The sequence below is a fragment of the Bacillus sp. 3255 genome (assembly GCF_031456485.1).
GTDB lineage: Bacteria > Bacillota > Bacilli > Paenibacillales > NBRC-103111 > Paenibacillus_E.
The window spans coordinates 36,729-49,737 of record NZ_JAVDUS010000001.1; the positions used below are offsets into that span (position 1 = coordinate 36,729).

10 protein-coding genes are annotated in these 13,009 nt (G+C 55.1%); 3 read left to right on the top strand and 7 right to left on the bottom strand.

Going from position 1 to position 13,009, the window contains the following annotated elements; genetic code table 11:
- Nucleotides 1–82 precede the first annotated feature (82 nt).
- From J2X61_RS00130 to J2X61_RS00140, 3 genes are all read right to left on the bottom strand, one after another.
- Nucleotides 83–2,452, bottom strand: coding sequence for a helix-turn-helix domain-containing protein (locus tag J2X61_RS00130; protein ID WP_274466400.1), 2,370 nt, complete (start codon nt 2,450–2,452; stop codon nt 83–85).
- A 449-nt stretch (nt 2,453–2,901) separates the two neighbouring features.
- Nucleotides 2,902–3,777: an ABC transporter permease gene (locus J2X61_RS00135; RefSeq protein ID WP_274466401.1), complete on the bottom strand. Its 876-nt coding sequence runs from the start codon at nt 3,775–3,777 to the stop codon at nt 2,902–2,904.
- A 23-nt stretch (nt 3,778–3,800) separates the two neighbouring features.
- Nucleotides 3,801–4,580: an ABC transporter ATP-binding protein gene (locus tag J2X61_RS00140; protein ID WP_310184965.1), complete on the bottom strand. Its 780-nt coding sequence runs from the start codon at nt 4,578–4,580 to the stop codon at nt 3,801–3,803.
- 335 nt (nt 4,581–4,915) lie between these two features.
- Between J2X61_RS00140 and J2X61_RS00145 the strand changes: the two genes are divergently transcribed.
- Genes J2X61_RS00145 through J2X61_RS00155 form a run of 3 tightly spaced genes read left to right on the top strand, consistent with a single transcriptional unit; the run spans nt 4,916 to nt 8,772 of the window.
- On the top strand, nt 4,916–6,286 hold the full coding sequence (locus tag J2X61_RS00145) for an LLM class flavin-dependent oxidoreductase (protein ID WP_310184966.1): 1,371 nt from the start codon (nt 4,916–4,918) through the stop codon (nt 6,284–6,286).
- A gap of 14 nt (nt 6,287–6,300) precedes the next feature.
- A complete protein-coding gene (locus J2X61_RS00150) occupies nt 6,301–7,659 on the top strand; it encodes an LLM class flavin-dependent oxidoreductase (RefSeq protein WP_274466405.1) in 1,359 nt (452 codons plus the stop codon).
- A gap of 33 nt (nt 7,660–7,692) precedes the next feature.
- The gene (locus tag J2X61_RS00155) at nt 7,693–8,772 is read left to right on the top strand and encodes an aliphatic sulfonate ABC transporter substrate-binding protein (RefSeq protein ID WP_274466406.1); all 1,080 of its coding nucleotides are present in this window, start codon (nt 7,693–7,695) and stop codon (nt 8,770–8,772) included.
- Nucleotides 8,773–8,828: 56 nt separating this feature from the next.
- On the opposite strand, the gene J2X61_RS00160 is transcribed toward J2X61_RS00155, so the two are convergent.
- From J2X61_RS00160 to J2X61_RS00175, 4 genes are read right to left on the bottom strand one after another with little or no spacing between them, the layout of a single operon-like run.
- A complete protein-coding gene (locus J2X61_RS00160; RefSeq protein ID WP_274466407.1) occupies nt 8,829–9,662 on the bottom strand; it encodes a (2Fe-2S)-binding protein in 834 nt (277 codons plus the stop codon).
- A 21-nt stretch (nt 9,663–9,683) separates the two neighbouring features.
- A complete protein-coding gene (locus J2X61_RS00165; RefSeq protein WP_274466408.1) occupies nt 9,684–10,529 on the bottom strand; it encodes an ABC transporter ATP-binding protein in 846 nt (281 codons plus the stop codon).
- Between the two features lie 29 nt (nt 10,530–10,558).
- Entirely contained in the window at nt 10,559–11,566 is a 1,008-nt protein-coding gene (locus J2X61_RS00170; protein ID WP_396135390.1) for a FecCD family ABC transporter permease, read from the bottom strand.
- 23 nt (nt 11,567–11,589) lie between these two features.
- Entirely contained in the window at nt 11,590–12,633 is a 1,044-nt protein-coding gene (locus J2X61_RS00175) for a FecCD family ABC transporter permease (protein ID WP_310184970.1), read from the bottom strand.
- Nucleotides 12,634–13,009: the final 376 nt, after the last annotated feature.

Here is a 13,009-nt window from a genome sequence, read left to right on the forward strand (position 1 = left end):
GTGAATAATGAACACTTCCACTTCATCATAAAACCGATGGTGAAGGATAGCACAATACTAAGGTACTTTTGCATAAAACAATCTAATTGACCGTTTTCCTGTAAATGCTGGGCGATACCCCCGATACGCGCTTGAATGCCCGCCGAAACGCATGTGCACTGTTATAGCCAACGTATTGCGAGATTTCGTCAATGGTATGCTCGCTATTAAACAGGTAGTCCGTAGCGTTCTTGATGCGGATCTTCTCCAGATAGTCGGAGACATGCTCCCCGGTCTGCTCCTTGAACAGTTGGGAGATCGATTTCTCCGGCAGCTCGACAGCGAGTGAAATTTTGTACAGATTCATATCGGCATCGGAATAATGATTATCCAGATAGGCGATGATTTTGCCGATCATTTCGCCTGTGCTGTCTTCCTTCATCTTCAATACCCGGCTGCAGAACGCTTCCAGTAGTCCCAGCACTTCGTTCCGGAACCGCTCCAGGCTGGTGGACAGCTGAAGCTGCTCGACCCGCGCTTTCAGTCCTTGGGATACCGATTGGTCCGTGAAAGGGCTATGCTGGAGCAGCTTGAAGAAAGTCCCCTTCAGCTCGCCGAACAATTGCTGGACCATCTCTGCGGACAGCTGGCGCTCCGAGAAATTGTGCTCCAGCAGCTGTTCGAAAATGCGGTGCACCTCCTGCAGCTCGCCGATTTTGACGGCATTCAGCATGCGCAGCTCCATATCGATCGGATAATAATAGGACGTAGATTCTTTAATCACATCCCGATAACGGATGAATGCCTCTTCTTCCCTCAGCATGGAATAATCCAGAGCGCCCTTCGCTTCTTCGAACGAACGGCTGATATCCGAGAGCGCATCGAAGCTGCCTCCGAGCGCGACCGTAATCTGGATCCGGTATTCCTCCTTCACCTCTTCCCTCAGTCTGGCGAACATCGCTTCGATACCGGACGCCATATCCGGCGAATCGGGGTCGGTTTCCTCCTCGCCCAATGTCAGGAGAAGCCCGATTTTATCCGAATCGATATCGGTTACGCTCAACTGCCATGCGCCTGCCTCCTCCAGCAGACATTTCTTAACTAACCATCGGGCTGCGTTCAGCTCGCGGATAATTTCTTTGGACACGACTCCGCTGTAGCCGTTAATGCGAATGATCGCCGTGTACCCTGCTTCGCTCTTCAAATTCAAATTCGGGAGCAGATACATCGACGTACGGACTTCCTGGAGGGAATCGAACTCCCCCTTGAGCAGCCGCTTCACGAAAGCGTCCTCCAACAAAGGCAGTTGGCGCTTAAGCTCCTCTTCCAAGGAACGCTGACTGGCGAGCAAATTGGAAATGTTGCCCTGCAGGAAATCAAAAGCATTCTTCCCTCTGTAACCGCCCTGGCCCGTCTGTTCGCGGAAAACGGTCACGATCCGGTTAATCGGCGCACTGTTCCTATAGGCGAATAACAGCGCGGCAACAATCCCCAGCAGAAGCGTCGAAGCCGTAATCGTCCACGTAACTTTGGCAATGAACGCCGATTGCTGCATAACCACACTCTTCGGAAGCCCTACGACATACGTCCATCCGTTGTAGGCAGAACGGGAAGAGATCAGCAGGGTTTTGTCAGCGACAAGCGTGCTGCTGGGCTGATTAAGGTTGGGCTCCGGGATGTTAAGCGCATGGAACTGCGTATCGTCAATGCCGATTCGGGCGATGGCATTGCCGTCTTTATCGCTAATGTAAGCCCAGCCCCCGTACTGCTGCGGGATGCGTTCCAGCATTTTGACGATTTCACTTTCATCGATCAAGATGACCACCGTTCCAAGCGAATGCTGAAAGCTGTCAAAAGGAATGGATTGCAAATACGTGATGACATTCGTTTTCTTGCCGTTATTGTTGTACGGCTGCAAAGGCAGCGTTTCTCTGCGGTGAATTTTGCCCAAAATTTGCTCCTTCCACTGCTTCGGCTCCACATTCTGATAATGGTATAAGTCGAAAAAATCATCGGGACGAACAAACACGCCGGATGGCGTAAACACCGCATGATAGTTGTTCAAATAAATGTAAAAGTCCTCCAGAAACGTGTTCGTTAAGCTGTACGCCGCCGTATTGCGCCACGATTTCCATAACGCGTACACATTATAGCTGTCCGTATCCACCTGCTCGTTCAGCACATAGTTCAATTCCTGATCCAGCGACAGCTGTCTCGTAATGTTCTCGACCTCTTCCATGCGGCGGTCCAGCACGTCCTTGCTCTGGTTCAGCAGCATGGTGCTTGCTTCCAGCGAACTGCTCTTGATAATGCCGGCGGATACGTAGTATGAGATGAAGCCTGTCAGCATGGGGATGATGAGAATCAGCACATAGGAAATAAGGAAGCTCCTGAAGATGGGGGAGTGGATCGGTTTGATCTTAGGTTTATGGTTAGTCGATGCATGGCGTCTCGGATTGAGCATTAGCTTCATGACGAACGGCTCACCTCATTATTTTCTTGTACGCACTCTACGGGAAAGCGCTTCCAATTTATTATACATCATAGAGCATAAGTGAGCTATTGTCTGTCGAAATGAGGCGATTGGTAAAATCGGACTTAATGGCAGCCTCGAATCCGAGACTCGTCCCCGCAACCGCTTCAAGCATCCCCCTCTCATTCCCTCAGTGACGGGATTCGTTCGCTAACGGACACAGCGGCCGTTATACGTACGATAAAGAACCATCTCGCAGCCTAATGGACACCAGAGAACTTATTCGCCGATTTTTAGCCAAAATCAGACCAAATTGAGTAAATAACGGCATTCGTGTCCGTTACAAGTACAAAGAGGCCCTCATTCATCGAATAGGGACCTCCTTGTCCGTTAACGAGGCCTGTGTCCTCCTCGCTAACCCCATATGCTCAACCGGCGTGCAGCAGCCTTCATCCGTTAAAGCTATCGCGCCACTTCAGCAGCTTCTTCTCCAGAATGCGCACTAAGGAGTCGGATCCTTTGCCCACGAAAGCAAAGATAATAATCCCGACGAACACGATCGCCGTCTGCGAGAACTGTCTGGCATCCAGAATCAAGTAGCCGACCCCTTCGCTCGATCCCATCAGCTCCGCCACCACGAGCCCCAACCAGGCGACGCCGATCGAAAGCCGCAGGCCAAGCAAAATGTTCGGCAGAGCCGCCGGCAGCACCAGCTTCGTAATCTGCTTGAACTTGCTGAATTCCAGCACTCTCGCAACATCGAACAATTTCGAATCGACATTGCGAATCCCCAAGAACGTCTGCACATATAGCGGGAAGAACGCGCCTTTGGCGATCAGCAGCACCTTCGAGAACTCGCCGAACCCGAACCACAGAATGAAGAGCGGCGTGATGGCCAAATGCGGAATCGTGCGCAGCATCTGGACGGAAGGATCGACCGTTTGCTCGAACTTGCGGAATAGTCCGACAAGGAGGCCCAGCCCGAGACCTAAGCTTCCGCCAATCAGGAAGCCGATCGCCGCCCGCCAAATGCTGATTTTGACATGCATGTACAGCTCGCCGCTGATGAGCAGATCATAGAACGCCTGCCAGATGGCATACGGTGTAGGCAGCAGGGTCGGAGAGACGATGCCCAGTGAACCGAAGATTTGCCATAAAATCAAAACGGTAAGCGGTAAAATGCTCCCCCGCACGATTAGCCCCCACTTGCCTTCTTTCCTCAGCGGCTTCGTGACTTGAGGAAGTTCCGACGACACTTGCGGTTCGGACGTTTTCGGCCGGGTAACCGGCCCGTTTTGGCCAACAATCACTTCTGCTTGACTCATTGCTGCTCCCTCGCTTTCATCTATTAAATGCCCGAGCTGTCAATCAGCTCTAACTCATCGACAGGCTCGAATTTGCTCAGTACCTTTTTACGCAGCTCCTGGAAGGAAACCGTCGTCTTTTTGCGCGGATATGGCAGGTCAACGGGAATGATATTGCGAATCGTCCCCGGACGCGCATTCATCACAACGACGCGGGTCGCCAGAAATACGGCTTCGTCGAGATCATGGGTCACGAGAATCATCGTGGTCCGGTTCTTCTGCCAAATATCCAGCGCCACCTCTTGCAGATGCGAACGCGTGAACGCGTCCAATGCGCCGAACGGCTCATCGAGCAGCAGCACCTTCGGATTCCGCAGCAGCGCTCTTGCAATCGCAACCCGCTGCGACATGCCGCCGGAGAGCTCCCTCGGATACGACTTCTCGAAGCCTTGGAGCCGCACTAGCTCGATGAGACGATCCACCCGCTCGCGTACGTCCGGATCCTTCAGATTGAGGTCGGCGGCGATGTTTTTCTCGACGGTCAACCAAGGGAATAAGCGATGCTCCTGGAAAATAAACCCCTTATCGATCCCCGGCTTCTCTACTTGCTTGCCTTCAAGCAGCACGTTCCCGTTATGATCCGTGTCCAGACCGGCGATAATTTTGAGCAATGTGCTTTTGCCGCAGCCGCTCGGCCCGATAATGGTAATAAATTCTCCTTTTTTAATCTTAAGCTGAATGTCATGCAGTGCTTCGACACGCTGCCCTTGCGGCGTCTCGAACGTTTTGCTCGGCAGATCGATATCCAGTGATATGACGCTCATGCGCTCTTCCCCCTTATGATCAAATAAAAAAGAGACCTCCTCACCATATCCCTCTCGGGGATGTAAGAAAGTCTCCAGATGGCTGGTCGACCATTTAATTCATAGTAAACGACTTGGATATAAAAGGATCATATCATCACATTTTTTGGAAGTCAACACTTTAATCTTATATTTCCCACTTGTTTTATCGGATTTAATATGCTAGCATAACTAATCAATAACCCGAAAGCCCATTGGTCAACCAAAGGCTCTCCAGGCTCCGTTTCCGAACGGCTGCTTGCGAGGGCCTTTCTTCTTATTAAAGGGCATCATTATCGAAATTGGAGGAATGAACGATGAGTCAGCCAACTACTGAGCAGCGTCAATTGCACTTGGGCGCCTTTCTATTCCAGGTCGGACATCATATCGCGTCTTGGCGTTACCCGGATACGGATGCGCAGGGGATCTTAACGCATGAATTTTATGAACACTTCGCCCGTACGGCGGAACGCGGGAAGTTCGATATGATTTTTCTGGCCGACACGCTAGCCGTCATCGACCGCTTCAAAACGAACATCAAACATACGGTAACCGTTAGGCCCGAACCGATTACGCTCCTCTCCTATCTGGCGGGCGTAACCGAACGGATCGGCTTGGCCGCAACCGTCTCCACCTCGTATCATGAGCCGTTTAACTTGGCGCGGGAGTTCTCCTGCCTGGATCACTTAAGCGGCGGGCGCGCCGCATGGAACGTCGTGACCTCGGGCCGCGACGAGGAGGCGCATAATTTCAGCCAGGACCGGCATCCGGATCACAACAAACGGTACGCCAGAGCGCGTGAATTCGTCGATGTGGCCACCTCGCTATGGGACAGCTGGGAGGACGATGCCATTGTCGCCGATAAGGAGAAGGGCATTTTCGCCGATCCCCGCAAAGTGCATGAAGTGAATCACCGGGGCGAATTTTTCGCCGTGCGCGGTCCGTTGAACTTGCCGCGTTCGCCGCAGGGCAGACCTGTCGTCATTCAAGCAGGCGCCTCCGAAACCGGGAAAGAGCTTGCCGCACAGACGGCGGAGGTCGTCTTCACGGCGTGGCAGACGTTAGAAGAAGCCCAGCGCTTCTATCGCAGCGTCAAAGAGCTCGCGGTCCAATACGGCCGCTCTCCGGACGACATCCTGATTATGCCCGGCATTTTCCCGGTAATCGGAGCGACGGAGGAGGAAGCCCGCGAGAAAGAGGCGCTGCTTCAGTCGCAGGTGCTTCCTGCCGTCGGCTTATCGATGCTGTCGGCATCGCTGAATGTCGATCTGATCGGCTATCCGCTCGACGGACCGCTGCCGGAGCTTCCCGAGCTGGCTCAGGTGAACGGCGGCAAGAGCCGCTTCCAGCTCGTATCCGACATGGCGCGCCGCGAAGGCCTGACGATCCGCCAGCTGATGTACAGGGTGACAGGCGCCCGCGGTCACCGCACCATCTATGGCACGCCGGTGCAAATCGCCGACCAATTGGAAGAATGGTTCCGGAACGGCGCTTGCGACGGCTTCAACATTATGCCTCCTTACTTGCCCGGCGGGCTGGAGGAGTTCGTTGATCTCGTCATTCCCGAGCTGCAGCGGCGCGGGTTGTTCCGGACGGATTATGAAGGCACGACGCTGCGCGAGCATTTGGGATTAACCAGACCGGTAAGCCGTTACAGCAGCAGTGCTGAATCGGCAAGCGGCTACTAAGGAGGAATCAGACAATGGGACAAAGACAGCTTCATCTTGGGGCATTCATCTTCGGCGTTGGCCATCATATCGCCGCATGGCGTTACCCGCACACCGATACGAACGGACTGCTTAAGCTCGATTTCTACAAACGCTTCGCGCAGACGGCGGAACGAGGCAAGTTCGATCTCGTCTTCATCGAGGACATCCCGGTGCTTCCCGAGCCGCTGGCCAGAGCGGTTCAGTATACGTTGCCGGTCCGGGCGGAGCCGCTCACCCTGCTGTCCGCACTCGCCTCCGTGACAACCAGAATCGGTCTTGTCGGGACGGTGTCCACCACTTACAGCGAGCCTTATCACGTCGCTCGGAAGTTCGCCTCGCTCGATCATTTGAGCAGGGGGCGTGCCGCTTGGAACGCCGTGACCACAAGCATGGAAAATACGGCCAAAAACTTCGGACGCGACCATCATCTGGATCATTCTCTCCGGTACGAGCGAGCCAAGGAATTCGTCGATGTCGTCACCGGGCTATGGGACAGCTGGGAGGAGGACGCGCTCGTCGTGGATAAAGCCTCCGGCATATTCGCCGATCCTGCGAAAGTCCATGCGCTTAATCATCAGGGCGAGCATTTCTCCGTGCGCGGCCCGCTGAGCATTCATCGTTCCGTACAGGGACGTCCTGTCATCGTGCAGGCCGGCTCTTCGACAACAGGCCAAGCGTTCGCCGCGCAGACGGCAGAGGTCGTGTTTACCGCTTGGCAAACGCTGGAGGAAGCGCAGAGCTTCTACGCCTCCTTGAAGAGCCAGCTGCCCAAATACGGCCGTTCGGAGGACCAGTTGAAAATATTGCCCGGGATTCTTCCCTTCATCGGCGCGACCGAGGAGGAAGCCCGCGAGAAGGAAGCCGAATTCCAACATCTCGTTCTGCCCGAAGTCGGCCTTGGCATGGTGCAGAACATCCTTCGGGTCGATCTCACCGGCTATCCGCTGGACGGTCCTTTGCCCGATTTGCCGGATTCCACCGAGATCAATGGCGGCAAGAGCCGTTATCAGCTGCTCCTCGACATGGCGCGCAGAGAGCAGTTATCGATCCGCCAGCTGATCAACCGGGTGACCGGCGCCCGCGGGCACCGGACGATCGCAGGCACGCCGGTCCAAATCGCCGACCAGCTGGAAGAATGGTTCGTGAGCAAAGCCTGCGACGGCTTTAACATCATGCCTCCCTACTTGCCCGGCGGGCTGGATGAATTCGTCGAGCTTGTCATACCTGAGCTGCAGCGCCGCGGGTTGTTCCGGACGGATTACGAGGGTACGACGCTGCGTGAGCACCTCGGCTTAGCCAAGCCTGTCAATCGTTATGCCGCGCGCGCCGCATCGGCATCTTCGGTTCACTAATCTTTATTCATACTTGAGAGGGGTCAAATCGATATGGTCAAGAAATCATTTTATTATAAAAGCGCATCATTATTTACATTGCTAACGTTCATGCTGCTGACCGCCGCTTGCGGGGCGAAAACGACGACAGCGCCGACCGGTGCCGGCACAGCCGCTCCCAACGGTTCCCCCGCTGCCGGAAGCAGCGCGGTTTCTTCCACTCCCGCCTCCTCCTCCAAGGAGAAAGTCGTGGTCAACATCGGGATCCAAGGCAAAACAGGCGTTCTCGTCTTTGCCCGGGATAAAGGATACTTCGAGAAAGCCTTCTCCGCTGTAGGCGCCGAGGTCAAATGGAACGAATTCGCCAGCGGCCCTCCGCATTTCGAAGCGATCGCAGCAGGCCGGCTCGATTTCGGCGCCACCGGCGGGACTCCGTTGATCTCCGGGCAAGTCGGAGGCGTTGATTTCAAGGGCATTGCCGTTACGAGCGACGGGAAGAAAGGCAATATGATTGTCGTGCCCAAAAACAGTCCGATCAAGGAGCTGAAAGATCTCAAAGGCAAAAAGGTCGCCGTAGCCAAAGGAAGCAGCGCCTATAACTTCCTGTACATGGCCATCGATAAAGCCGGACTTAAAGGCGACGACGTGAAGGTCATTCAGCTGCAGCCCGATGAAGCGAGACCTGCGCTCGACAGCGGCGCCATCGACGCTTGGTCCATTTGGGAGCCTTACGCGACAACGGCCGTGTACCAGACCGGTTCTTCCGTTCTGGTGAGCGGCGAGGACCTGAACATCAATGCGCCTTCCTTCTTGATTGCGCGGACCAAATTCACGCAGGAGCATCCCGATCTCACCGTGCTGTTCCTCAAAACTTATGAGGAAGCCCGCAAATACTACGTCGAGCATCAGGATGAAATTGCGAACGAGCTCTCCAAGACACAGAAGCTGGACAAAGCCATTATTGTTGACGTTCTAAAAAATACATTTCCGATTCTATCGCCGATTACCCCGGAATTCGCCAAAGCGCATCAAGAACAGGCCGATTTCCTTCAATCGGTAGGCGCTATTAACAAGAAGCTGGATACATCGAAGGTGCTTGAGAGCAAGTTCGTTGAGCAGGCGTTAAAAAAATAAAGGGAAATGCCAAAAAAATCTGCCGGAGCTGAGCCTCCAGGCAGATTTTTTGGTCATTATCGGGCGGCTGCTTGGACCGCAGCCTCCTGTGCCAGCTTCTCTCGAATCTGCACCTTGCGCTCTTCCCGTTCAGCAGGCTTCATCCGTGGGCATGTGTAGCATTTGTAGCCGCCATCCGTACGGTAAAACATGCAGCAGGCCGTTTTCATCCGCATTTGCTTATCCGGCTCGCCGGGAGCTCCGGGATAATCAATGGTGACGAACTTCACATCCAGCGGATTTCTCGCGCGTCCGAATACTTGGCCGTCCAACTGTTGCGAAACGAACGCCCACTCCTCCTCCAAGCGCAGCCGCTCTTGCTCGGAAGCCGCCTTCTCTTTCAACTGGTCGAACATATAGCGCAGCCGAATCGGAAACAGTTTCCATAGATGCAGCAGATCCATGTCAACCGCTTGGGCGGTCGTTTCGACGATCGGGCGCAGATGCGTGCCGTACCAATGGCTTAAACGCTCCTCGCGCCAAGCGCTGCGCTCTCCATCCGCAGGGCCTTCCAGCGGCCGGATCTCGTGAAGCGCGTACCGGAACTCGACATACCCTTTGTCATGCATGTAAATCTGCAGCGTCCAAAGCTCGGGAGCCAAATCAATCAGCTCATCCTGGGTCAACATATAATGCATAGCCATGTTCAAAACGCTCAGTCGGCCGATAAAATACGCACCGGCCGCCGCCGGCTCCAGCGCCTTCATAAGCGGCGAGTAGGCGTCGATCAACTCCTGCATTCCGCACTCCGTCATTAGACGGCTCCCTGCGATCGCATAAAGCGGATCTGGATGAAACTCCGTCGTCACTCCGAACTGCTCCGCGATAGCCTGCTGTATGGATGAACTCATGCTCCTGCCTCCCTTCTCGATTTAGCGGGCTTCTCCAGCCGCAACCAATTCCGGCTCTTGCGCCTGACTCTTCGCCGTCTCCGCCCCTACCAGATCGTAAGGGATGCACAGCGGCACGCCCGTGCGAGGATCCTGCACTATGTCCGCATGAATGCCGAACACTTCGCGCAGCACCGGTGCGGTCACAACTTGCTCCGGCGTCCCTTCGCTGACGACCTTGCCCTGCACGATCGCAACCATGTGATGCGCATATTGCGTCGCGTGATTCAAATCGTGTACGACCATCACGATCGTTCTTCCTTCTTCCCGGTTCAGCTTCTGCAGCAGCTTCAGCACTTCCAGCTGGTGGGCCATATCGAGGAACGTTGTCGGCTCATCCAGGAACAAAATATCCGTCTGCTGCGCGAGCGCCATCGCAATCCACGCCCGCTGGCGCTGGCCTCCGGATAGTTGGTCCACCGGACGGTCCGCGAACGGCATCATGCCCGTCACTTCAATGGCCCAGGCAACCATTTCTTTATCTTCCTTGGTCATCGAGCCGAAGCCTTTCTGGTGCGGGAACCTGCCGTACGATACCAGCTCGCTGACCGTAAGTCCTTCGGGCGCGGTAGGGTTTTGCGGCAAAATGGCCAGCTCTCGGGCAACTTCCTTCGTTGTGCGCTGATGAATCGATTTGCCGTCGAGATACACCTGGCCGCCTTTTATTTTCATGATGCGGGCTAGCGACTTCAGAATCGTGGATTTGCCGGAGCCGTTGGCGCCGACGAGCGCCGTTATTTTGGCATCGGGAATCGTTAAATTCAGGTTGCTGACGATTAAGCGGTCATCATACGCAATGTCTACTTGCTCGGTATACAAACGAGTCATTTGGGGTTCCCCTCTCATGGTTAGGTTCTTTATGCTTTGGATTTAGCCAGCAAAAACAGAAAATACGGTGCGCCGATCACGGCGACAACGATTCCGGTCGGTATTTCGCTCGGCTGCAGGATCCAGCGGCCAATCGTGTCCGCCGCGATAAGCAGCAATCCGCCTGTCAGCATCGAAGCCGGAAGCAGGAATTGATTCTTCGGTCCCACCAATTGTCTGGCCAGATGAGGTCCGATCAATCCGACGAAGCCGATGCCTCCGCCGACAGCCACACAAGATCCGGCCAATGCAACAGCCGCTACAAGCAGGCCAAGCCGTTCCCGTTCCACGGCGCTTCCTAACCCGTTCGCCAACTGATCTCCCAATTGCAGCACGTTCAGCGATTGAGCTTTGTAGAGCACGTACGGGATGATGATAATGAGCCACGGCAGCAGGGCTCCGACGAATTTCCAGCTGTTCCCCGATATGCTGCCTGCAAGCCACACCGCAACGAACTGATAGTTTTGAGGATTCAATTTAATCGTCAGCACGAGCATCGCGGCATTTATGCCCGCCGCTACGGCGATGCCGACAAGAACGAGCCTGGTGGGCGAGATGCCTGCGCTTTTTTTGAATGCTAAGACATAGATCAGCGCCGCCGCTGCCCCAGCGCCCAACATCGCCAGCAACGGCATCATGAAAACCGGAGCCGCCTGCTTGATGGGGAAGAACGAAATGAACAGTACGACGGCTAGCCCCGCTCCGGCATTGATGCCGAGTATGCCCGGATCCGCGAGCGCGTTGCGCGATAGTCCCTGCAGTATAGCGCCCGATAAGGCTAGACCGGCGCCGACGAGCACGGAGATGATGATCCGGGGCAAGCGGAACTCGAACAAGATCAGCTCTTGTTGGTCCGTCCCTTGGCCGAAGAGCGTCCGCAAGACGTCGAGCGGCGACAGCCGAATGAAGCCGGTATTCATCGAGATGATAAAAACGACAACGATTGCCGCCACTAGAATGGCGAGCATCGTATAAGCTTTCGAAGAACGTTTGCGCATCGAAACTTCGACGGGAGAGGCCATTAGAGCTCCCTCCTTTCTTGGCGTGCCAGATAGAGGAAGAAAGGCACGCCGATCAGCGCAATCAGAGCGCCGAGCGGTGTTTCGAATGGCGGATTAATCAGGCGCGCGCCGATATCCGCCGTCACCATGAGCAGCGCGCCGAGCACTGCCGAGCATGGGATAATCCAGCGGTAGTCGACGCCGACAAGCGCTCTGGCCACGTGCGGGATGACGAGTCCGACGAACCCGACAGCGCCGACCGCCGAAACCGATGTCCCGGCCAGCACAAGCGACAACAGCATGCCGGCTAGTTTGACCCATCCGGTGCGCTGTCCGAGTCCTGCGGCGATTTCATCGCCAAGGCTGAGCACCGTGATGGACCGCGACAGCATGAGCGCACCGATGACGCCGGCCACGATCCAAGGCCAGACGATCTTGACTTGCAGCCATTTCGTTCCGGCTACGCCTCCGGCATACCAGAACGCCAAATCCTGCGAGATGTGGAAATAGAGCGCAATCCCTTCGCTAAGCGCCACAAGCAGCGCGCTTACCGCGGCGCCGGCCAGCGCCAGCCGAACGGGGGATAGCCCGCCTTTGGCTATGGAGGAAATCCCGTACACGAGACCCGTTCCGATAGCGGCGCCTACGAAAGAAAATAAAATTAAATAGCGAAAAGGCAGCCCCGGGAAGAAAGCGAAGCAAAGCGCAAGCACGAAGCCAGCTCCCGCATTAATGCCAAGCAGGCCGGGGTCGGCTAGCGGATTGCGCGTCATGCCCTGCGTGATCGCCCCGGATACGGCAAATCCAACGCCGACTAACGCTCCGGCAAGCGCTCGCGGCAGCCGAAGCTCCTGAATAATTTGATGCTGCGTTAGCTCGGGATTAAATCGAAATACGGCTTCCCACACGGTTGCGAGCTTAATATCAGCGGCTCCGACCGATACAGACACGGCTAATCCTAACAGCAGCGCGGCCAACCCTCCGAAAATAATCAAAGTCGCAACGAGCGGGCGGCTGCGCAGCTTAGGGCGCGTTGCATCGCCAGATGCTGCAGTAACACTCATGAACAAAATCTCCTTCCGACATGAACACCATAAACGTGACGTAATTGAATAATGATCATTATAGCACAAGTGATAATGATTATCATTGTTAAAGTGAAAAAAGGCTGGGGCGGCCGGCTGACGGACACGGATGCTCATAATCGGCCCATATCAGCCGATTGGAGATTCTAACGGACACCAGATCTGTTATTTGGCCTAATTGGGCGAGATTTCGCCCCGATTTCTCCAAATAACGTCACCTTGCAGGGCATTAGCGGCTGTGGTGTCCGTTAGATGCCCGCCTTCGGCCGTGGGCATCCTGGGTGCTGTGTCCGCCGCGGCCGGCTAACGGACACAGATGCCCTTAATCGGCCCATATCGGCCGATTATACATTCT

What these genes read in the sequence shown, in the direction of transcription:
- J2X61_RS00160 (WP_274466407.1), bottom strand. Translation starts at nt 9,662, where the DNA reads ATGAGTTCATCCATACAGCAGGCTATCGCGGAGCAGTTCGGAGTGACG.
- J2X61_RS00175 (WP_310184970.1), bottom strand. Translation starts at nt 12,633, where the DNA reads ATGAGTGTTACTGCAGCATCTGGCGATGCAACGCGCCCTAAGCTGCGC.
- J2X61_RS00155 (WP_274466406.1), top strand. Translation starts at nt 7,693, where the DNA reads ATGGTCAAGAAATCATTTTATTATAAAAGCGCATCATTATTTACATTG.
- J2X61_RS00150 (WP_274466405.1), top strand. Translation starts at nt 6,301, where the DNA reads ATGGGACAAAGACAGCTTCATCTTGGGGCATTCATCTTCGGCGTTGGC.
- J2X61_RS00165 (WP_274466408.1), bottom strand. Translation starts at nt 10,529, where the DNA reads ATGACTCGTTTGTATACCGAGCAAGTAGACATTGCGTATGATGACCGC.
- J2X61_RS00130 (WP_274466400.1), bottom strand. Translation starts at nt 2,452, where the DNA reads ATGAAGCTAATGCTCAATCCGAGACGCCATGCATCGACTAACCATAAA.
- J2X61_RS00135 (WP_274466401.1), bottom strand. Translation starts at nt 3,777, where the DNA reads ATGAGTCAAGCAGAAGTGATTGTTGGCCAAAACGGGCCGGTTACCCGG.
- J2X61_RS00140 (WP_310184965.1), bottom strand. Translation starts at nt 4,580, where the DNA reads ATGAGCGTCATATCACTGGATATCGATCTGCCGAGCAAAACGTTCGAG.
- J2X61_RS00170 (WP_396135390.1), bottom strand. Translation starts at nt 11,566, where the DNA reads ATGCGCAAACGTTCTTCGAAAGCTTATACGATGCTCGCCATTCTAGTG.
- J2X61_RS00145 (WP_310184966.1), top strand. Translation starts at nt 4,916, where the DNA reads ATGAGTCAGCCAACTACTGAGCAGCGTCAATTGCACTTGGGCGCCTTT.